The sequence below is a fragment of the Methylobacterium sp. V23 genome (assembly GCF_002917135.1).
Classification (GTDB): Bacteria; Pseudomonadota; Alphaproteobacteria; order Rhizobiales; family Beijerinckiaceae; genus Methylobacterium.
Map to the genome: position 1 here is coordinate 165,739 of NZ_PDHT01000001.1, position 19,881 is coordinate 185,619.

The following is a 19,881-nucleotide window of genomic DNA, read 5'->3' on the forward strand; positions in this document are numbered from 1 at the left end:
ATCATGCCCCCGGTTCTAGCGCGGGCGCGGGGCCGGGCGCACGGCTTTTCGCGCGCAGGGCCGCGGCCCGGCCGGCACCGGCGCGCGGATGGGCGGCGTCGAAGGCCTCCATCAGGCGGGCGGCGTCGATCTTGGTGTAGAGCTGCGTCGTGGCGAGCGAGGCGTGGCCGAGCAGCTCCTGGATCGCCCGCAGCTCGCCCTGGCGCGCCAGGAGGTGGGTGGCGAAGGAGTGGCGCAGGGCGTGCGGCGTCGCGCTCGGGGGCAGGCCGAGCCCGCCGCGCATCGCCGCCACGGCGTACTGGATGACCCGCGGCGAGAGCGGGCCGCCCTTGGCGCCGACGAAGAGCGGGCCGTCCGGCGCCAGGGCGTAGGGGCAGGCCGCGACATAGGCCGCCACCGCCGCGGCGACCACCGGCAGCACCGGCACCATCCGCATCTTGCCGCCCTTGCCCAGCACCGTGACGGCGTCGACCCCCGGCACCGGCGCGTCCCGCGCGGTCAGCCCGAGGGCTTCCGAGATGCGCAGGCCCGAGCCGTAGAGCAGGGCCAGCACGGCCGCGTCGCGGGCCAGGATCCAGGGCTCGCGGGTCTCGCCGGCCCGCAGCTCCGGCCCGGTCATCGCCCGGGCGGCGTCGATGGGGATCGGGCGCGGCAGGCGCCGCTCCACCTTGGGCGAGCGCACGGCGCCCAGAGCCGCCACGGTGCCGTGGCCCTGGCGCTCGAGGTGGCGGGCGAAGGAGCGCAGGCCCGCCAGCGCCCGCATCAGCGAGCGTCCGCCGACCCCGTCCGCCCGGCGCGCGGCCATGAAGGCGCGCACGTCCCGGGGCTTGAGGGCGACGAGCTGGGCGATGCCGGGGCGGCCGTGCCGCCCGGCGCGATGGGCCAGGAACTGGCGCAGGTCCCGTGCATAGGCCTCGACGGTGTTGGGCGAGAGGCGGCGCTCGCGGGCGAGCTCGTCCTGCCAGGCCCGGGCCTCGGCGAGCAGGCCCGCATCCCCCGGAAACGCCAGGGCGTCGGTTGGCAGGGGGGACGGGTCGGGTGCGGAGGAGGCCATCCCGCCATTGAAGCCCGAGAGGCGTTGACGCTCCGTTGCCGAAGGGCCGCGCGGGCGGGGCGGGGCGTACCGCCCGGGAGACCGGGCGGGCGATCGCACGGCGTTACGCCGCTCCCCGCAAGGCCTCCGGTGCCGGCTCCGCGATCGCCCCGGATTGCAGGACGGTGGCCAGCAGACTGTCCATCTCGGCGAGGGGGCGAGGCTTGCTGAAAAGGTAGCCCTGCAGCTCGTCGCAGCCCTCGACGCGCAGCATCTCCCTCTGCTCGTTCGTCTCGACACCCTCCGCGAGGACTTTGATGTTGAGCGCTCGACCCAGACCGATGACCGCGCGGATGATCTCGATACTGCCTTCGTCCTTCGCCATGCCCTGGACGAAGGAGCGATCGATCTTGATCTTGTCGAAGGGAAACAGGCGAAGGTAGCTCAGGGACGAGTACCCCGTCCCGAAGTCGTCCATCGAGATCCGGATGCCACGGGCGCGCATCGTGTGCAGGGTGTCGAGCGTGGCCTCACCGTCCTGCATCAGCACGGACTCGGTGATTTCGAGCTCCAGCCGCTGGGCGGCGAGACCGGAGGCATCGAGGGCGCTCCAGACATGGTCGAGAAGGGTGCTTCGGGTGAACTGGACCGGCGAGAGATTCACCGCCACCCTGAGCTCCGGCGCCCAGCCCATGGCATCCGTACACGCCTGCTTCAACACCCAGGCGCCGATCTCGTGGATGAGGCCGATTTCCTCGGCGATCGGGATGAAGGCGGCCGGTGGCACCATCCCCCGCACGGGATGTTTCCAGCGCAGGAGCGCCTCGAAGCCCACCAGGCCGCCCGCACCCGCCTCGAGGAGGGGCTGATAGAAGACCTCGAATTGCTGCTTGGCGAGCCCCGCGCGAAGATCGCGCTCCAAGGCCAGGCGCGCGAGGCGCTCGCCATCCATCTCCGGGCTGAACAGCTCCCAGGTTCCACGCTGGCGGACTTTGGCGCGGTAGAGCGCGATGTCGGCGTTGTGCAGCAGCGTCTCCGCGCTTTCTTCGGCATCGGTCGTCAGCGCGATGCCGATGCTGGCGCCCACGTGAACGGTCCGGCCCTCCAGCTCGAAGGGGTGCTGCAGGGTGGCGATCAGCTGCTCCGCGAGAGCCGCGGCGTGTTCCGGTCGTTCGCCGCCGCAGGCGACGACGGCAAACTCATCGCCGCTGAGCCGCGCCGCGAAGATCGACGCGCCGGCGGCGGCCGAGAGCCTTTTTCCGACGCCCTTGAGCAACGCGTCGCCGCAGGCATGACCGAAGCTGTCGTTCACGGCTTTGAAGCCGTCCAGATCGAGGTACAGCAGCGCGACGGCGCCGGGCCGACGGCTCCGCTCCAGGACCTGTCGGAGATGCTTGCCGAACATCAGCCGGTTCGGAAGTCCGGTGAGCAGATCGCGCTCGGCGAGGAACAGGGCGTGCCGGCGCTCGTCGTCGAGTTCGCGGGTCCGCTCGGTGACGCGCTGCTCCAGGTTCGCGTTCAGCTGCGCCAGGGAGCGGTTCAGCTCATGAAGCGCCAGGCTCTTGCTCTCCAGCAGGGTCTCCGCCTGCTCCCGGGCACTCGTCTGACGCGCGAGGCGTCGTTCCAGGCGTCGGACTTGGTCGAGCAGGACCGCTGTCGGCGCGTCGGTGGCGAGGGACATGTCAGGAGTCCAGGAGGGTGATCGTGATGCGCGTGTAGGCGCCGCGGGCGTTGGTTGCGGGCTCGCACGCCATGTGGACCGGCTGCTGGACGTGAGCGGCCGCGCCCTTGATCACGCCGACGGCGAGCGCCGACAGCGGCTTGCAGCTGTAATAGCCCAGGGTGAGCTGACGTTCGGTCCGCTGCTCCGACAGGAAAGAGGGAAGCTCAGCGTCTGGATAGAGCTTCCGCACCTCCGTTTCGTGGAAGTCGTCGATGCCCTCGAGGATGTCGAACAGCCCGCGCTGCTGCGTGAAGAAGTGCGGAGCGTAGTTGACCCAGCGCTCGAAGCAGTGGGTGCCGAAGGCGTCGAGGGTGTCTGGCAGCGATTTGCCCGTGGCGCGCGTCAGCGCCACCAGCAGCGCCACCGCCTCCTGGAAGGGATAGCTTCCGATGCTGGTATAGCCGCCATCATGCGGCAGCTGGGCGGCCTCGATGATGTCATCCACCATGTTGGCGCCATGCAGGGCCTCGACATGGCGGAACAACTCCGTGAAGACCAAGCCCTTCATATGCCTAACCCGTATTGACGTTCTCGTTTCCGCTTTGCATAGACGCGAGACTCTTAACGTCGTGTAATGCCGGTATTCATCGCGGCTCTTGGCAAGTTCGGCGCCGGCGAAAGCGTCGTTAATAAATTGAGATCGGGTTCAGTCGGGTGACGACGCGGCGCCTATCCCGGGTCAATGCTGCAGATCCACCGGCATGCGCCGCCGCGACGTCCCGGAACCCCGTGTCTCGGCGCAGCGCCAAGCCCCGCCAAGCCCCGCCGACCCTCGTCGAGGCCTCAGCGTCAGCGGCACGCCCCGGACGGAAACGGACGGGCCGAAAGCCCCCTTCCCGGACGGACAGGCCCGGGCCCGGCTCCTCTCCGAAGCGACGCCCCGCAGCGCCTCCGGGCCGCACGGAGGCTGGCGGCGCTGGGTCCGGAGCGCGCCGCGCTCCCGGGCCTTCACCCCCGCCCCATCCGCGCCGCCAGAAATTCCCAGATCCGCGCCTCGGCCCGGCGGGATTCCGGCAGGCCGAGGAGGGGGTAGACGTGCATCAGGCCGGGCTCCTCGTGATAGGCGAGGGGGACCTCCTCCGCCCGGGCGCGGGCGGCGAGGCGGCGGGCATCGGCCACCAGGATGTCGTGGGTGCCGCAGACGAGTGCGATCGGCGGCAGGCCCCGCAGGGTGCCGAAGAGGGGGCTGACCCGCTCGTCCGTGGGGTCCCAGGCGCCCGCGTACCAGCGCCCGAGGGTCCGCACGCCCGGGCGCATCAGCATCACGTCCCGGGGTTCGATCCGGGCCTGGGACGGGTCCGAGGTGGTGACGTCGAGCCAGGGCGCGATCAGCACGAGGCCGGCGGGGCCGAGGAGACCGGCGGGGCCGGCCTCACGGACCTGCATCGCCAGGGACAGGGCGAGGCCGCCCCCGGCGGAATCGCCCATCAGGACGATCGGCGCCTCGGGGTCGGCCTCGGCGCAGGCCCGGTAGACCGCCATCACGAAGGCGCTCGCCTGCGCGCAGGCATGCTCCGGCGTCAGCGGGTAGAGCGGCACCGTGACGGTGAGGCCCGTGGCCGAGACCAGCCGGGCGATGAAGCGCCAGTGGATGCGGGTGATCGGGCTCGTATAGGCGCCCCCGTGCAGGTAGATCACCCGGCCCGCGCGGGCTCCCGGGCTGGGGCCCCCCGTGCGCGGCGCCCGCGCCCCCGTGCGCGGCGCCGGTGCCCCCCTGCGCGGCGCGAGGGTGTAGACCTCGAAGCCGTCGCGGGTCTCCCAGGTCACCGCCAGGGTCCGGCGCATGGCCGGCGTCGGCCGGGCCGGGCGCGGGCGCCGGGCCACCGCCGCCTCGGGGTCGCGGTCCGCCTCGGCGAGGTCGCGCCGTCGCCCGGTGAGGCGGATCGCCAGGGCCAGCAGGCGCGCGGCGAGGCTGGTCACAGCCGGGCCGCGATGGTGTCGCCCACCCGCAGGGCGTTGGCGATGATCGTCAGGGTCGGGTTCACGGCCCCGATCGAGGGGAAGAAGCTCGCATCGGTGACGTAGAGGTTGTCGAGGCCGTGGGCCCGGCAGTCGAGGTCGAGCACGGAGGTCGCCGGGTCCGCGCCGAAGCGCAGCGTCCCGGCCTGGTGCGCGGTGCCGCCGATGGGCGTGTCCTTGCCGAGGTAGAGCGAGCGGTCGAACAGGTGCGGGTGCACGTCGAGCTTGCCGCAGAGGTCGCGCAGCTTCGCCTTGAGGCGGAGATGCCCCTCCATGTTGCTCTCGGTGAGGTCGAGGCGGACCCGTCCGCCTTCGTAGAAGATCCGGTTCTCCGGCCGGGGCAGGTCTTCCGAGGTCAGCCAGAAGTCGAGGGAATGCTTCGCGATCCAGTCGAAGGGCTTCTCGGGAAACCATTGCAGGAAGCCCGGCAGGCCCTCGCCGTGGATCTGCGTGCCGTCGGACTTGCCGACCATCTGGATGTGGCCCAGCGGGAAGTCCCAGTCGTCCGAGCCGAAGTAGAAGTCGTTCAGCCCGAGGGTCTTCTGGAACTTCGTCGGGTTCGGGGTGCGCGAGACCGCCAGCACGGTGGCGTTGTTGTGGCGCATGTAGTTGCGCCCGACCTGGCCGGAGGCGTTGGCGAGCCCCTGCGGGTGCGCGTCGTTGGCCGAGCGCAGCATCAGCAGCGCCGAGGAGAGGGCGCCGCAGGCGACCACCACGACGTCGCCCGTCACCGTGCGGCGCTGCCCCGCGCGCACGAGCCCGACCCCGGTGATCGCACGCCCGCTCGGGCCGGTGAGGAGGCGCTCCACGTAGGCGCCGGTCCAGAGGGTCAGGTTCGGGTACTGGGCGAGCGCCGGGTCGACGCAGATGATCTGCGCATCGGCCTTGCCGTTGGTCAGGCAGGGATAGCCGTCGAAGGCGTCGCAGCGGATGCAGGCCGAGTGCGGCAGGGCCTGGCCGTCGCGCTCGTCGAGCAGCACGCCCACCGGCAGGTGGAAGGGCCGGTGGCCCTCGCGCTTCAGCCCGTCGAAGAGCTCCTGGATGCGCGGCTCGTGGGAGACCGGCGGGTAGGCGTAGGGCTTGGCCGCCGGGGGCTCGGTGGGGTCCTCGCCGCGCAGGCCGTGCACGTGGAAGAGCTCCTCCGCGGCTTGGTAGTAGGGCGCGAAGGTATCGTACTTCACCGGCCATTCGGGCGCGTCGCCGTCGGGGTGGTGCACCACGTCGAAGTCCTGGCTTCGCAGGCGCAGCAGCACCGAGCCGTAGACCTTGCTGTTGCCGCCCACGTAGTAGTGCAGGCCGGGGTGGAAGCTGCGCCCGTCGGCGCCGTACCAGGTCTCGGGCGCCTGGTAGCGCGCATCCACGAACACGGCCTGGCTGTCCCAGTTCTCGCGCTCGCGCGGCAGGTAGCCGCCGCGCTCCAGCAGCAGCACGCGCTTGCCGGTCTGGGCGAGGCGCCAGGCCATGGTGCCGCCGCCGGGGCCCGAGCCCACGATGACCACGTCGTAATGCTCGTCGCTCATGGGTGTCCTTCGCTCATGGGGAGGCCTTCCGCTCATGGGGTCCTTCGCGGGGCTGAGCCTCGGGCGGATCGGGCCATCGATGCCAGCGCCGTGCCGGCCCGCCGGCGGGGTCGCGCCGACGTGAGGCATCCGACGCTTCGAACGTTTGAACCGGGGCGCGGGTGCCGCGTTCAACCGCCGATGGCATCACGTTCGCTTGGGGACGCCGGCGCTCGGAGCCGGCGTCCGCCCCGGGGCGTCGTCGCCGTCGCCGGGGCCATCCCGGCATCGCCCGGGGTTCGCGCGCGCCCCCGTCACAGGTCTGGACCGCTCCTTGCTCACCCTCAGCCTCGTCGTCGCCTTCGCGGTCCGGCTCCTCCTGGTGCTGCTGTTCCTGCCCTTCAGCGCCCTGGACAAGGTCCTGAACTTCCGGGGCGCGGTGGGCCAGGCCCGCGAGCGGGTCTCCAGCACCGGCCTCGCCCGCGCGCTCATCCTCGCCGGGCTGTTCGTCGAGGTGGTGATGTCGGCGGGCATCCTCACCGGCATCGCCGACCGGGCCGCGGCCTTCGTGCTCGCCGGCTATTGCGGCGTCACCGCCCTCCTGTGGAAACAGTTCTGGCGCCCGGGCGATTTCTGGGCCGGCAGCGACAGCAAGGGCCGGGGCCTGTTCTGGGATTTCCTGAAGAACTTCGCCCTGGCCGGCGGGTTTCTGCTCATCACCTTCGGCACCGGGGCGGACACCGTGCGGCTCTTCCTCGCCGATCCGCTGGCCTCGTCGCAGCCCTACCGCACCACCCCCGTCTCCGAGCCCGCCCGGGCGATTCCCTGAGAGATCCTGGAGGAAGTCCATGAGCGACGCGACCGCCCCCGAGAAGCCCCGCGTGCCGTACTGGCACCTCTGGACCGACGCGGAGGGCGTCAGCCACCAGACCCGCTGCGCGCTGACCGATTTCGACATGAAGTCGATGCAGCCGCCCGCCGACCCGCAATGGCAGGGCAGCAAGACCCATGACGGCGCCACCGTGATGGTCACGGTGCAGCCGGTGGGCTGGACCGGCGCCTGGCACGAGAACCCGAAGCCGCAATGGATCATCCCGCTCTCCGGCCGCTGGTTCGTCGAATCCATGGACGGCACCCGGGTCGAGATGGGACCCGGCGAGATCTCCTTCGGGGAGGACCAGAACACCAAGGCCGTCGACGGGCGCCAGGGGCATCTCTCCGGCACCGTCGGGCCTGAGCCCGCCGTGCTGATGGTGGTGCAGTTCGATCGCCCGCCGACCGTCGCCACCCCGTGCCGGTTCCGGTAGCCCCGTGGCCGGTTCCGGTAGCCCCACGGCGTCCAGGCTCCAAAACCCGGGCTTCGAGGTCGTCGATCCGCGCTTTGCCGGGTACATGCTCGGCAATGCCGAACTCGAGGAGCTCGCCACGGGCTTCCGCTGGATCGAGGGGCCGGTCTGGTTCGGGGATGGCGACTGCCTGCTGTTCCAGGACCTGCCCCGCGACCGCACCATGCGCTGGAGCGAGGCCGAGGGCCTGTCGGTCTACCGGTCGCCCTCGCACTTCGCCAACGGCCAGACCCGCGACCGCCAGGGCCGCCTGATCGCCTGCTCGCACCGGAACCGCTGCCTGACCCGGACCGAGTACGACGGCGCCGTCACCACCCTGGTCACCCACCATGCCGGGCGCCGCCTCAACGCCCCCAACGACGTCGTGGTGGCCTCCGACGGCGGGATCTGGTTCACCGACCCGGTCTACGGCATCGCCAACGACTACGAGGGCGGCCGCCAGACCTCCGAGCAGCCGCCGGCGCTCTACCGCCTGGATCCGGGCTCGGGCGAGGTCCGCGCCATGGCCACCGATTTCGACGGCCCGAACGGGCTCGCCTTCTCCCCCGACGAGCGCCGGCTCTACGTGGCCGAGACCGGCGACCAGAGCCGGCCGAACCCGCGCCAGGTCATCCGCGTCTTCGACGTCGGGCCGGACTTCGCCCTCTCGGGCGGCAGGGACTTCCACACCATCTCGCCGGGCTACTGCGACGGGATGCGGGTCGACGAGGACGGCAACGTCTGGAGCAGCGCCGCCGACGGCGTCCACTGCATCGACCCGGCCGGCCACCTCATGGGCAAGATCTTCGTGCCCCACCGGGTCTCGAACCTCACCTTCGGCGGCCGGATGAAGAACCGCCTGTTCATCGGCGGCTCGCACACCCTCTACGCGATCTTCCTCAACCGGCGCGGCGCGCAGACGCCGTGAGCGCCGATCCGCTCCGCCTCAGCCGCATCCGCCTGGTCAGTGCCGATCCCGAGGCCCTGGCCGTGTTCTTCACCACGGCACTCGGGTTTTCCCGCGTGACCTCGACACGACCTCTGGTCGACCAGCGAACCACTTCGGGTGAAACGCGCGTGTCCCTCCGGCTCGGCGCGCAGGCCGTCGACCTCGTGGGATTCGCCCGGGCGGGCCGGCCCTATCCCGACGCTGTGCCGGGCTGGAGCCCCCTGTTCCAGCACATCGCCCTCGTGGTCTCGGACATGGCCGCCGCCTATGCACGCCTCGTCGCCTGCCCGGGCTGGCACCCGATTTCCACGGCCGGGCCGGAGCGCCTGCCCGCGGCCTCGGGCGGGGTGACCGCCTTCAAGTTCCGCGACCCCGAGGGGCATCCCCTTGAATTCCTTGCGTTTCCTCCCGACGGTATACCCGAGGCCTGGCGCCGGGCGGGGTCGGATCCCTGCCTCGGCATCGACCACTCGGCGCTGTCGGTGGCCGAGACCGCGGCCAGCCTCGCCTTCTACGCGGGTCTCGGCTTCTCGGTGGCGTCGCGCTCCACCAATGTCGGCCCGGCGCAGGCCCGCCTCGATGGCGTGCCCGACCCGCACGTCACCGTGACGGGCTTGAGCCCGCCGGGAGCCCCGACGCCGCACGTCGAACTCCTTGCCTATGCAGGCGAATTTCCCCGGGGCGGGTACGTCTGCGGTGACCACGACATCGCCGCCACCGTGCTGGTCTTCGCCGGTGCCGAGGGCGCGCCCCGCCGGCTCCGCGACCCCGACGGCCATCGGCTCTGGCTGACCTGAGACCCGCGCCCGGAACAGCCCGCCCGCGGGTCCGGTTGGCGAATCCGACGCCGTCGCGCTAGCTGGACCGCTGTCCCGCCTGCGTGGTGATCCAAGCCAGCGCGTCCGTCAGATCGAGGAAAGGCGCAGGCCTCGGATAACCAAGGTTGCCGAAACCCACCTCGAGGAACCAGTGTCCGGCCTCCGCGCCATGGTCTGCCGAGAGTTGGATCAGGATCGCCACGAGGAGGCCCTCGGCCATGACCAGCTGGCCTTCCTCATCGCTGCTCTCTGTCCGGATCCGGACGGGCTGGAGGCTCAGAGTCATGGGCCGGGTGGCCTCTTCTGATGCAAGTAGGCGGGATCGAATTCCGCACGGTTCGTGAGCGCATCCCAGTCGTGGATGACGAGGCGCTGCCCCTGGAGGGTCAGCAGCCCCTGACCGCGCAGCTCCTGCAGCACACGGTTGACGTGAACGTTCGAGACGCCGATCGCGTCGGCGATGTCACCCTGGGTGAGGGGCATCTCGCAGGCGAAGTCCCGCGCCAGTCCCATGGCGTGCAGCTTCAGGTAGATCTCGCAGAACAGGTGGGTGATCCGGCCGAGCGTCGAGCGCCGTCCGATATTGGTCATCCACTCCCGGAAGATCGCCGCATCCACGAGGGTATCCCGCCAAAGGGCGGCCGTGATGCCGGGATGATTGCGGGTGAGGTCGAGCATCGCCTCGTGCGGGATGAAGGCCAGGGTGCAGGCCGTCAGGGTGCTGAGGCTATGGTCCATCACCGGCAGGTGCAGGCTCTGCAGATCCGGGATGTCACCCGGGATGTGAACCGACAGGATCTGGCGCTTGCCCTCGTCGAGGAGCTTGTAGCGGAAGGCCCACCCTTCGAGCAGGAGGCAGCACTGCTTGGGATGGTCGCCGTCGCGCACGATGTCCTGATGAGCGCTCAATTGACGGCGCGTGACCGGCAGGCGTTCGATCGCCTGACGCTCGACGTCCGAGACGGTAATGATCGTCTCCAGTTTTCGAATGAGCAGGCTAAGATCGGTGCCGGCGGCAAGGCTCATTGCGAAAGTGCCTTTCTCGGGCAGGTTTGGCGTGGGCAGAAATGACGCATCGGAACTCCGTGAATCGGCCGGTCCGCGTAATCCTTACCTCTTAACATGGAAGCAGGACGGGGAGGTGCGCGCCTTGGCTGAGTCTGCCCGCCTGTATCGACCCCCGCTCCCTGCAAGGAGGTGAGTTCCCGAATGGGCCTGCATTAACAATGCGGAAACGTACGCATTAACAAATGGCAGTGACAGAGTCGCCTCTACGGGGCAGTCTAAAATTATCACGCGGATGTGAATTGGTTTCTGGCCAATGGAAGTGATCCCCGATCTTATCGGAGAACGGGGCCGGAGCATGGAAAACCTCCGACAGGACTTGGTACGCAACCATCTCCTGGCGGCAATGAAACCCGGTGATTTCGCTCGCCTCCAGCCCGATCTCGTCCGGGTTCGGACGCACCTGGACCAGACCCTCATCGTCCCGAACGAACCGGTGCTGCGGGCGTATTTTCCCGAAACTGGCTATGCCTCGGTCGTCGCTGGTACGGATCGGAGCCGGATCGAAGTCGGCGTCATCGGACCCGAGGGGCTGATCGGCGCCACGCCGGTCCTGCTGGGAAGCGACCGCACCCCACACCGCACCTTCGTCCAGGTCCCGGGGGAAATGCTGGCGGTCGACACCGCCCGTCTCGGGGCCGCAGTGGAGGCGTCGTTCTCGCTCCGCACGTGCCTGCTCCGCTTCGTTCAGACCCATCTTATCCAGATCGGCCAAACCGCCTATGGGCATGCGACGCTGCCCCTTCAAATCCGGCTGGCCCGTTGGATTCTCATGTCGCATGACCGGGTGGGCGGGGATGAGATGCCCGTCACTCACGCGTTTCTGGCCCAGACCCTGGGATCCCAACGTTCCGGCGCGACCCTCAGTGTGCAGGCGCTCGAGGCACGGCGACTGATCACGGCCCGGCGCGGTCGGATCACGGTTCGGGATCGCAAGGCACTCGAGGCGCTCGCCGCCAGCAGCTACGGACTGCCCGAGGACGAATATCAACGGCTCATTCCGCCGGGGCCAGACCCAGAGCGCGGCGCAGGAATCTGACCCACCGAGTCCCCTCAGATGTGCGTGGCCCTTCCGGGTCCCAAAGGTGGGGCTTAGGGGCTGGTGTGGAGGCTCGAGCCGTCCCGCCCCTATCGGAGCGCTGAACTTCGGAAGAAGCCCTTCGATCGGAAGATGGAGAATCTGTCTCCTCACTCACCGGAATCATCCATGATTGCGTCGCGCCGGGTTAATGTCCGCAGAATGAATCCTGAAATTCCGAGCCAACCCAGGCGCCTTCAGCCAGATATTCAGCATCTCGGTCTGATGGGCAGGATTCAAGCGCTTCGAAGTTCCTTTGGGAGGACCGGACTTTTCCCAAAATTCAGCGCTCATTGATGGCGAAGTCCAATGTAAATTCTCTAATTTCTGTCGGGTCGACGTTCAATGATGATGAATACTATCACAGTATCGAGAAAATATAGAAAAATTGCCACATAGTCTGTCCAGGGTGAGTTCGAGCGATCCCGCGCCAAGAGGCGACCCGCTTGCGGTTTGTCGTGAGAAATCCCTGTGGACTTGGTCGACCACGCCACCGTACAACTATTCCAAAGACGGAGCCGCCGCCGCGGACATCTGGCGGAGCACGACTCACGACTGGGCAACACGGCAGGAAACGCATGATCCGTTTGAATGTGAACGGCGCCATCCGAGAGGTCGAGGCTGAGCCCGATACGCCGCTTCTATGGGTCATCCGCGAGCAGGCCGGCTTGACCGGCACCAAGTACGGCTGCGGCATTGCGCAGTGCGGCGCCTGCACGGTGCATATCGACGGCACGGCGGTGCGCTCCTGTTCGATGCCGGTCTCCAGCGTCACGCCTGACCAGAAAATCGTGACGATCGAGGGCCTGTCCAAGGATCGCTCGCACCCGGTGCAGAAGGCATGGGCCGAACTCGACGTGCCGCAATGCGGCTTCTGTCAGTCCGGAATGATCATGGCGTCGGCGGCGCTGCTGGCGCAGAACCCGCACCCGAGCGAGGCGCAGATCCGATCCGAGATCACAAACATCTGCCGCTGCGGCACCTACAACCGCGTCTTGGCCGGCATCAAGCTCGCCGCCGATGGCGGCCAGGCCGGTTGAGGAGAGAGCCATGAACGCCCTCGCGAACAAGCCTTCCCGACGTGCCTTCGTGGCCGGCGCGGTTGCCGCCGCCGGAGGCCTCAGCCTCGGATTCCATGTGCCCTTCCCCGGAGCCACCGCGCAGGGGGCTCCGCCGACTCTGGCGCCCGAGGTCAATGCCTGGGTGGTGATCAAGCCGGACGAGACCGTGGTGATCCGCATCGCTCGATCCGAGATGGGCCAGGGCACTCTCACGGGCCTCGCCCAGCTCGTCGCCGAGGAACTCGGCTGCGACTGGAGCAAGGTCGTCACCGAGTATCCTACGCCGGGCCAGAACGTCGCCCGCGGCCGGGTCTGGGGTGATTTCGGCACTGGTGGCAGCCGCGGCATTCGCGAGTCCCAGGACTACGTCCGCAAAGGGGGAGCCGCCGCCCGCATCATGCTGGTCGAAGCGGCGGCCCAGGGTTGGGGCGTCGCTCCCTCGGAGTGCCGGGTCGAGAAGGGCGTGATCAGCCATGCCGGCTCCGGCCACACCACCACCTTCGGTGCGGTGGCCATGGCGGCGGCCAAGGTGACGCCTCCCAAGGACATCATCCTCAAGGATCCTCAGGACTGGACCATCGCCGGCAAGCCGGTGAAGCGCCTGGATACCGTCGAGAAGACCGACGGCAGCCAGGTCTACGGCATCGACCTCAACATGCCCGGCCTGCTGAACGCGGCGATCCGCGACTGCCCCGTCTTCGGCGGTACCGTGAAGAGTTTCGACGCCAAGGCCGTCGAAGGCATGCCCGGGGTCAAGAAGGTCGTCGCGGTGGGCGATTCTGGCGTGGCAGTCATCGCCGACACGTTCTGGCGTGCCAAGACCGCTGTGGAGGCCCTGCCGATCATCTGGGATGAGGGGCCGAACGGGCTGGTTTCCAGCGAGACCATCGCGGCAACCCTGCGCGAGGGCCTCGAGGCCGAGGACGCCTATGTGGGCAACAAGGGCGGCGACGTCGCGGCCGCCCTGAAGGGCGCGGCCCGGGTCGTGGAGGCGACCTACGGCGTGCCGTTCCAGAATCACGCCACCATGGAGCCGATGAACGCTACGGTGCGCTGGACCCCGGAGCGCTGCGAGGCCTGGGCACCGACCCAGAACGGAGAGGCGGCGCTCGCTGCCGTGGCCGAGGCCGCCGGCCTCTCGGCGAAACAGTGCGACGTCTACAAGCTCCTGCTCGGCGGCGGCTTCGGCCGGCGTGGTGCGACCCACGACTGGCTGCGTCAGGCCGTCCTCATCGCGAAGGAGATGCCCGGGACCCCGATCAAGCTGATCTGGACCCGCGAGGAGGACATGACCCACGGGCGCTACCACCCGATCACCCAGTGTCGGATGCGCGCCGGGCTGGACGAAGCCGGCAATGTCACCGGGCTGCACATGCGCATCTCGGGGCAGTCGATCCTGGTCTCGGTGGCGCCAAACCGGATGGTGGACGGCAAGGATCCGGTGGTGTTCCAGGGGCTCAATGCCGGGGGCGCGGAGGCCGCGATCGGCTACGCGATCCCGAACATCCTGGTCGACCACGCCATGCGCAACCCGCACATCCCGCCGGGCTTCTGGCGCGGCGTGAACATGAACCCGAATGCCATCTATCTCGAATGCTTCATGGACGAGCTTGCTCACGCGGCCGGACAGGATCCCTTGGCCTTCCGGCTGAAGCTGATGGAGAAGCACCCCAAGCATCGGGCGGTGCTGCAGGCGGTGGCGGACAAGGCCGGCTGGGGCTCGAAGCCTCCCGCTGGCGTCCACCGGGGCCTCGCCCAGATGATGGGGTTCGGCTCCTACGTGGCAGCGGTGGCCGAGGTCTCCGTCGACGACGACGGGACGGTCAAGGTCCACCGCATTGTCGCAGCCACCGATCCGGGCCATGCCCTCAATCCGCAGCAGATCGACGCCCAGATCGCGGGCTCCTTCGTCTATGGCCTGTCCGCAGCCCTTTACCAGGAATGCACCGTCAAGGATGGTCGCATCGAGCAGACGAATTTCGACACCTACCCGGTGATGCGGCTCCAGGAAATGCCGGTGGTCGAGACGATCGTGATGCCGTCGGGCGGCTTCTGGGGCGGGGTCGGCGAGCCCACCATCGCGGTGGCGGCCCCCGCTGTGTTGAATGCCATCTATGCGGCCACCGGCAAGCGCGTGCGCCAGATGCCGGTGAAGAACACGGACCTGCGCCGGGCGTGATGCGCTTGGCTGTGGTCTCGGCCTGGTTGCTTGCTGGACCGGTCGGGCTTGCCCTGGCGACGGAGCGCCCGCCGCCGGGGGCGTCCGCCTGCGCCGGGTGTCACGTCGAGGGGGCCGCGATGGGGGCGATCGACGGTCGTCCGGCGGCCGAGATCGCGGCGGCGTTGGCTGAGTATCGTTCGGGTGTGCGCCCCGCGAGCATGATGAGCCGCATCGCCAAGGGGTTCTCCGAGGAGGAATCCCGGGCGATCGCCGCCTACCTATCGCGGCAGCGTCCGCCCGGTCCCGAGCCGAGCCAGGAGCGACCATGAGCCCGACCCGCCGCGCGCTCCTCGCCACTGGGGCAGCCTTCGCTTGGGCGCGGCCGGCTCTGGCTCGGGCCGCAGCGAAGGTCGTGGTGATCGGCGGCGGCTTCGGTGGCGCCACCGCCGCGCGCGCGCTCCACTCGGGCGGCCTCGATGTGACCCTGGTCGAGGTGAATTCGACCTACGTTTCCTGTCCGTTCAGCAACGAAGTCATCGCGGGGCTCCAGCCAATGGCGGCCCAGCGGTTCGGCTACGAGGGCCTCGCCCGTGCCGGCATCCGCCTCGTACACGCCGCTGCCATCGGCATCGACGCGGATGCCCGACGGGTGACGCTCTCAGACGGGACTGCTCTCGCCTATGACCGTCTCGTGCTCTCGCCGGGGATCGATCTGCGCTTCGACGCCATTCCTGGCTACGACGCGGCGGCGGCCGAGCGCATGCCCCATGCCTGGAAGGCGGGCGAGCAGACGCTGCTCCTCGCCAGGCAACTCGCCGCGATGCCCGAGGGCGGTACCGTGGTGCTGGCGGTGCCGGGCAATCCCTATCGCTGCCCGCCCGGCCCGTACGAGCGGGCGAGCCTGATCGCCCATGTGCTCAAGACCACCAAGCCCCGCGCGAAGCTGATCCTCCTCGACGCCAAGGACACGTTCTCGAAACAGCGCCTGTTCCAGTCGGCCTGGAAGGCACTCTACCCGACGCAACTCGAATACGTCCCTCTGGCAGAGGGCGGACAGGTCAGTGCCGTCGACCCGGGCGCCATGATCGTCCGTACCGACTTCTCGGACTACAAGGCGGACGTGGCGTGCATCATCCCGCCCCAGCGGGCGGGGCGGATCGCCGCCGTCGCTGGCGTCGCCGATCGCAGCGGCTGGTGCCCGATCGATCCCATGACCTTCGAATCCCGGCTGGTGCCCGGCATCCATGTCATCGGCGACGCGGCCATCGCCGGGGCGATGCCGAAATCCGCGTTCTCGGCCAACGCCCAGGCCAAGGTCTGCGCCGATGCGGTGATCGACCTCCTGGCCGGGCGCGCGCCCGAGACGCCGAAGCTGATCAACACCTGCTACAGCCTGGTGGCGCCCGGCTACGGCATTTCGATCGCGGGCGTCTACCACCCGGCGGGTGGCGTCCTCGCCGACGTGGAGGGCGCCGGCGGCATCAGCCCCGTCGACGCGCCGATGGCCCTGCGCGAGCAGGAAGCCCTCTACGCTGCCGACTGGTACCGAACGATCACCCGGCAGGTCTTCGGGTGAGGCGGGTGCCCGGATGGGTGTGGATCGGCTGCACGATCCTGGCCGCTCGGGCGGAGGCAGGGGCAGAACCGGGTGCGGAGCCCCTGCGACCCGTCGCCGTCGTCGACCGCGAAATCCCCGCGAGCCTGACCGGAGTGCCCGGCGATCCCGTGCGGGGCCGGGCCCTCGTGGTCGACCGCACCAAGGGGCTCTGCCTGCTCTGCCACGCAGGTCCATTTCCCGAAGAACGCTTCCCCGGCAATCTCGGTCCCGACCTCGCGGGCGTCGGTGATCGGCTCGCGCCCGGTGCCCTGCGCCTGCGCCTCGTGGACGGTCGGGTCTTGAACCCGGACACCATCATGCCTTCCTATTACAGCCTTGCAGGCACCAGGCGGGTCGGCGCGGCCTGGCGCGACCGGCCGGTGCTGGCACCTCAAGAGATCGAGGACGTCGTCGCCTTCCTGGCGACGCTACGCGAAACCCCTTCGGAGAGGCCGGCGCCGTGAGCCCGCAGACCCCCCACCGCCCGAGCCGACGCGGTCTCCTCGCCCTCGGGCCCGGCCTCGCCGCGAGCGTGGCCCTGCGCCCGGTGGCGGCCGGGGCCGCGATCCGCACCGAGAGCACGGCCGAGGCCATCCGGCGCTTCGCGGGCGAGGCCGAGATCCACCCGGGGCGCGTCCGCCTCGACCTGCCGCCGCTGGTCGAGAACGGCAATGCGGTGACGATCACGGTGACGGTGGACAGCCCGATGACGCCGGAGGATCACGTCCGCCGCATCGCGGTGTTCAACGACAAGAATCCGCAGCCGAACGTCATCACCGTATACCTAGGGTCGTGTCGAGGTCGCGCCACGATCGCGACCCGGATCCGCCTCGCCGACACGCAACGCATCACCGCCATCGCGGAGACCAGCGACGGCCGCTACTGGTCGACCACGGCCGACGCCATCGTCACCCTCGCCGCCTGCCTGGAGGGCTGAGCCGCCATGGCCCGCACCCTGATCAACGTGCCCAAGACCGCCCAGGCCGGCGAGGTCGTCACGATCAAGACCCTGATCTCGCACCCGATGGAGACCGGCTTCCGGCCGGGGGCCGACGGGCGCATCCGCCCCCGGGACATCATCACGGAGTTCACCTGCCTGTACGACGGCGAGACGGTGTTCCGGGCCGAGCTGTTTCCGGCGACGGCCGCCAACCCCTACCTGACCTTCACCCTGCGGGCGACGCAGACGGGCACGCTCACCTTCACCTGGCGCGGCGACAACGGTTTTTCGCAGACCGAGACCGCGACCCTGACGGTGACGTGAGGCGGCTCGCGCTCCTGATGCTCGCAGCCCTGGCGGCGGGGCCGGTGTGGGCGGAGGGGATCCCCGCGGCCGAGCGGCGCTCGGGCTTCGACACCATGAGCCCCGACATCCAGGCGATGCAGCGCGACGGGATGGCCAACCCGGCCCTGCTCTGGCTCGCGGACGGCGCCGAACTCTGGGGCCGGGCGCCGGCCCCGGGCCGATCCGCCTGCGCCGGCTGCCACGGCGAGGCCGGGACCACGATGCGGGGCGTCGCCGCCGGCTATCCGGCCTGGGATGCCGAGACCGCGGCCCCCATCGATCTCGCGGGCCGGATCCAGGCCTGCCGGCGCCGCCACCAGGGCGCGGAGCCCTATGCCGACGAGAGCCGCGAGCTCCTCGGCCTCGCCACCTACGTCGCCGCCCAGTCCGCGGGCTTGCCGATCACGGTCCCGGACGATCCCCGCCTCGGCCCTGCCCGGGCGGCCGGCAAGGCGCTGTTCACGCAGCGCATGGGCCAGCTCGGCCTGTCCTGCGCCGCCTGCCACGACGACAACCACGGGCGCCGCCTCGGCGCGGCCCTGATCCCGCAGGGCCACCCCACCGGCTATCCGCTCTACCGCCTCGAATGGCAGGGGGTCGGCTCGGTGCAGCGGCGCCTGCGCAACTGCATGACGGGGATGCGGGCCGAGCCCTTCGCCTACGGCGCACCGGAGTTCGTCGCCCTGGAGCGCTACCTCATGGACCGGGCCGCGCCCCTGCCGGTGGAGACCCCGGCGGTGCGCCCATGAGGGTCAGCGGAGTGAGGGTCAGCGGAGTGAAGGTCAGCGGAGCTGGGCCAGCACGAGCCCGCCGGCCGCGGTGAGGAGGACGACGATCCAGGGAGGCGCCCGCCCCGCGGTGAGCAGCACGAAGGCCAGGACCGCGAGGGCGAAGTCGCGGGCATCGCCCACCGCGCTGACCCAGACGGGATCGTAGAGGGCGGCACCCAGGATGCCGACCACGGCGGCGTTGGTGCCGCGCATCGCCGCCTGGGCGCGGGGGCGGGCGCGCAGGCCGTCCCAGTAGGGCAGGGCGCCGTAGACCAGGAGCAGGCCCGGCAGGAAGATCGCCACCAGGGCGATGGCCGCCCCGGGCAGGCCGTTCGGCACCGGGCCGACCGCCGCGCCGAGATAGGCGGCCACGGTGAAGAGCGGTCCCGGCACGGCCTGGGCGGCGCCGTAGCCGGCGAGGAACCGGGCCGGATCGATCCAGCCGGGGCCGACCACCTCCGCCTGCAGCAGCGGCAGCACGACGTGGCCGCCGCCGAACACCAGGGCACCCGCGCGGTAGAAGGCATCGAACAGGGCGAGCCCCTGGCCCGCCGGACCCGCGCCGCCGCTCGGTGCGGGCAGGGCCGGAGCCAGGAGGGTCGGCCCCACGAGCAGCCCCGCGAACAGGATCAGCGCCACCGCGCCGGCCCGGCGCGAGACCGGCACCGCGAGGCGGCCGCCGGTGGCGGCGGGCGCATCCCGGCACAGGAGCAGCCCGGCCGCGGCCCCGAAGGCGATCACCAGCACCTGTCCGACGGCGCCGGGCAAGAAGACGACCCCCATCAGCGCCGCGACGGCGATCCCGGCGCGGGGCCGGTCGGGGGTGAGCGCGCGGGCCATGCCCCAGACGGCCTGGGCCACCACCGCCACGGCCACCAGCTTGAGGCCGTGCAGCACGGCCTCCGCCCAGGGGCCCGTCAGGGCGCCGGCCCCAAGGGCGAAGGCGAGGAGGACGAGCGCGGAGGGCAGCGTGAAGGCCGTCCAGGCGGCGAGCCCGCCGAGGAGTCCGCCGGCCCGCAGCAGCCCGAGGGAGAAGCCGGCCTGGCTGGAAGCCGGTCCGGGCAGGAACTGGCACAGGGCGACGAGGTCGGCGTAGCCCGCCTCGTCGATCCAGCGCCGGCGGTGCACCAGCTCGTCCCGGAAGTAGCCGAGATGCGCGATCGGACCGCCGAAGGAGGTCAGGCCGAGCTTGAGGAACACCCCGAACACCTCGGCGGTCCGGCCGGCGGTCGGGCCGGGCCGGATGGCCGATGTCGGGGACTGAGCCTGTGGATTCACCCGTCGCTCCTGGTTGGCGGTCCGCCGAGCGGACGCCGTGCTGCGAGCCCTACATGCACCGGATCGGAGGCCGGAGGCCATCGCGGACACGGCTTGCGGGCCGCGGTTCGGCGAGGGCTCGGGCGCGGCGTCTCGGCCGGGATGCGCCGCCGGTGCGCCGATGCGGGCCCGACGTCCCCGGCGGAGGGCCGGAACGCCGGAGCGGAGCCGCGGTTGACGCGGCGCGGGACGTCGCGGGCGCGCCAGCGAAACCGGCGCGTCCGGGGCGGACCCCCCACCC

21 protein-coding genes are annotated in these 19,881 nt (G+C 70.4%); 13 read left to right on the forward strand and 8 right to left on the reverse strand.

What is annotated here, in order from left to right; translation table 11 throughout:
* Position 1 precedes the first annotated feature (1 nt).
* The 5 genes from CRT23_RS00710 to CRT23_RS00730 form a co-directional block, all read right to left on the reverse strand.
* The gene (locus CRT23_RS00710) at positions 2-1,054 is read right to left on the reverse strand and encodes a tyrosine recombinase XerC (protein ID WP_103708214.1); all 1,053 of its coding nucleotides are present in this window, start codon (positions 1,052-1,054) and stop codon (positions 2-4) included.
* Positions 1,055-1,157: 103 nt separating this feature from the next.
* Entirely contained in the window at positions 1,158-2,714 is a 1,557-nt protein-coding gene (locus tag CRT23_RS00715) for an EAL domain-containing protein (RefSeq protein ID WP_103708215.1), read from the reverse strand.
* Position 2,715: 1 nt separating this feature from the next.
* Positions 2,716-3,264 carry a heme NO-binding domain-containing protein gene (locus CRT23_RS00720; RefSeq protein ID WP_055946995.1) on the reverse strand — a complete coding sequence of 183 codons (549 nt, stop codon included), beginning with the start codon at positions 3,262-3,264 and terminating at the stop codon, positions 2,716-2,718.
* Between the two features lie 440 nt (positions 3,265-3,704).
* The gene (locus CRT23_RS00725) at positions 3,705-4,676 is read right to left on the reverse strand and encodes an alpha/beta hydrolase (protein WP_103708216.1); all 972 of its coding nucleotides are present in this window, start codon (positions 4,674-4,676) and stop codon (positions 3,705-3,707) included.
* Positions 4,673-6,235, reverse strand: coding sequence for a GMC family oxidoreductase (locus CRT23_RS00730; RefSeq protein ID WP_103708217.1), 1,563 nt, complete (start codon positions 6,233-6,235; stop codon positions 4,673-4,675). The genes CRT23_RS00725 and CRT23_RS00730 overlap by 4 nt, the downstream gene beginning before the upstream one ends.
* Before the next feature lie 313 nt (positions 6,236-6,548).
* On the opposite strand from CRT23_RS00730, the gene CRT23_RS00735 reads away from it, so the two are divergent.
* The 4 genes from CRT23_RS00735 to CRT23_RS00750 all read left to right on the forward strand — a co-directional run bounded on the left by CRT23_RS00735 (position 6,549) and on the right by CRT23_RS00750 (position 9,285).
* Positions 6,549-7,043: a DoxX family membrane protein gene (locus tag CRT23_RS00735; protein ID WP_055947001.1), complete on the forward strand. Its 495-nt coding sequence runs from the start codon at positions 6,549-6,551 to the stop codon at positions 7,041-7,043.
* A gap of 19 nt (positions 7,044-7,062) precedes the next feature.
* On the forward strand, positions 7,063-7,521 hold the full coding sequence (locus CRT23_RS00740) for a hypothetical protein (RefSeq protein ID WP_055947003.1): 459 nt from the start codon (positions 7,063-7,065) through the stop codon (positions 7,519-7,521).
* Between the two features lie 85 nt (positions 7,522-7,606).
* On the forward strand, positions 7,607-8,467 hold the full coding sequence (locus tag CRT23_RS00745) for an SMP-30/gluconolactonase/LRE family protein (protein WP_103708218.1): 861 nt from the start codon (positions 7,607-7,609) through the stop codon (positions 8,465-8,467).
* Positions 8,464-9,285 carry a VOC family protein gene (locus CRT23_RS00750; RefSeq protein ID WP_103708219.1) on the forward strand — a complete coding sequence of 274 codons (822 nt, stop codon included), beginning with the start codon at positions 8,464-8,466 and terminating at the stop codon, positions 9,283-9,285. The genes CRT23_RS00745 and CRT23_RS00750 overlap by 4 nt, the downstream gene beginning before the upstream one ends.
* A 58-nt stretch (positions 9,286-9,343) precedes the next feature.
* Here the strand turns inward: CRT23_RS00750 and CRT23_RS00755 are convergent, their stop codons facing one another.
* Entirely contained in the window at positions 9,344-9,592 is a 249-nt protein-coding gene (locus tag CRT23_RS00755; protein WP_055947007.1) for a hypothetical protein, read from the reverse strand.
* Positions 9,589-10,332, reverse strand: a complete 744-nt coding sequence (locus CRT23_RS00760; protein WP_103708220.1) for a Crp/Fnr family transcriptional regulator — start codon at positions 10,330-10,332, stop codon at positions 9,589-9,591. Before CRT23_RS00760 ends, CRT23_RS00755 begins: the two co-directional genes overlap by 4 nt.
* 337 nt (positions 10,333-10,669) lie before the next feature.
* Here CRT23_RS00760 and CRT23_RS00765 point away from each other — a divergent pair, with 337 nt between their 5' ends.
* The 9 genes from CRT23_RS00765 (at position 10,670) to soxA (ending at position 18,302) form a co-directional block, all read left to right on the forward strand.
* A complete protein-coding gene (locus CRT23_RS00765) occupies positions 10,670-11,410 on the forward strand; it encodes a Crp/Fnr family transcriptional regulator (protein WP_103708531.1) in 741 nt (246 codons plus the stop codon).
* A gap of 617 nt (positions 11,411-12,027) precedes the next feature.
* Positions 12,028-12,489 carry a (2Fe-2S)-binding protein gene (locus CRT23_RS00770; RefSeq protein WP_055947009.1) on the forward strand — a complete coding sequence of 154 codons (462 nt, stop codon included), beginning with the start codon at positions 12,028-12,030 and terminating at the stop codon, positions 12,487-12,489.
* 10 nt (positions 12,490-12,499) lie between these two features.
* Complete coding sequence (locus tag CRT23_RS00775) at positions 12,500-14,689, forward strand: molybdopterin cofactor-binding domain-containing protein (RefSeq protein ID WP_103708221.1); 2,190 nt, start codon at positions 12,500-12,502, stop codon at positions 14,687-14,689.
* Complete coding sequence (locus CRT23_RS00780; protein WP_245435925.1) at positions 14,689-15,000, forward strand: cytochrome C; 312 nt, start codon at positions 14,689-14,691, stop codon at positions 14,998-15,000. Before CRT23_RS00775 ends, CRT23_RS00780 begins: the two co-directional genes overlap by 1 nt.
* On the forward strand, positions 14,997-16,247 hold the full coding sequence (locus CRT23_RS00785; RefSeq protein WP_103708222.1) for an NAD(P)/FAD-dependent oxidoreductase: 1,251 nt from the start codon (positions 14,997-14,999) through the stop codon (positions 16,245-16,247). The genes CRT23_RS00780 and CRT23_RS00785 overlap by 4 nt, the downstream gene beginning before the upstream one ends.
* 83 nt (positions 16,248-16,330) lie before the next feature.
* Positions 16,331-16,732, forward strand: coding sequence for a sulfur oxidation c-type cytochrome SoxX (soxX, locus tag CRT23_RS00790; protein ID WP_244477198.1), 402 nt, complete (start codon positions 16,331-16,333; stop codon positions 16,730-16,732).
* Positions 16,729-17,205 (forward strand): SoxY-related AACIE arm protein, encoded by a 477-nt coding sequence (locus CRT23_RS00795; protein WP_055947020.1) that lies wholly within the window; start codon positions 16,729-16,731, stop codon positions 17,203-17,205. The genes soxX and CRT23_RS00795 overlap by 4 nt, the downstream gene beginning before the upstream one ends.
* Before the next feature lie 6 nt (positions 17,206-17,211).
* Positions 17,212-17,532 (forward strand): thiosulfate oxidation carrier complex protein SoxZ, encoded by a 321-nt coding sequence (gene soxZ / locus CRT23_RS00800; protein ID WP_055947022.1) that lies wholly within the window; start codon positions 17,212-17,214, stop codon positions 17,530-17,532.
* Between the two features lie 17 nt (positions 17,533-17,549).
* A complete protein-coding gene (gene soxA / locus CRT23_RS00805) occupies positions 17,550-18,302 on the forward strand; it encodes a sulfur oxidation c-type cytochrome SoxA (RefSeq protein ID WP_103708533.1) in 753 nt (250 codons plus the stop codon).
* Between the two features lie 33 nt (positions 18,303-18,335).
* Here the strand turns inward: soxA and chrA are convergent, their stop codons facing one another.
* Positions 18,336-19,601, reverse strand: coding sequence for a chromate efflux transporter (chrA, locus tag CRT23_RS00810; RefSeq protein ID WP_245435887.1), 1,266 nt, complete (start codon positions 19,599-19,601; stop codon positions 18,336-18,338).
* Positions 19,602-19,881: the final 280 nt, after the last annotated feature.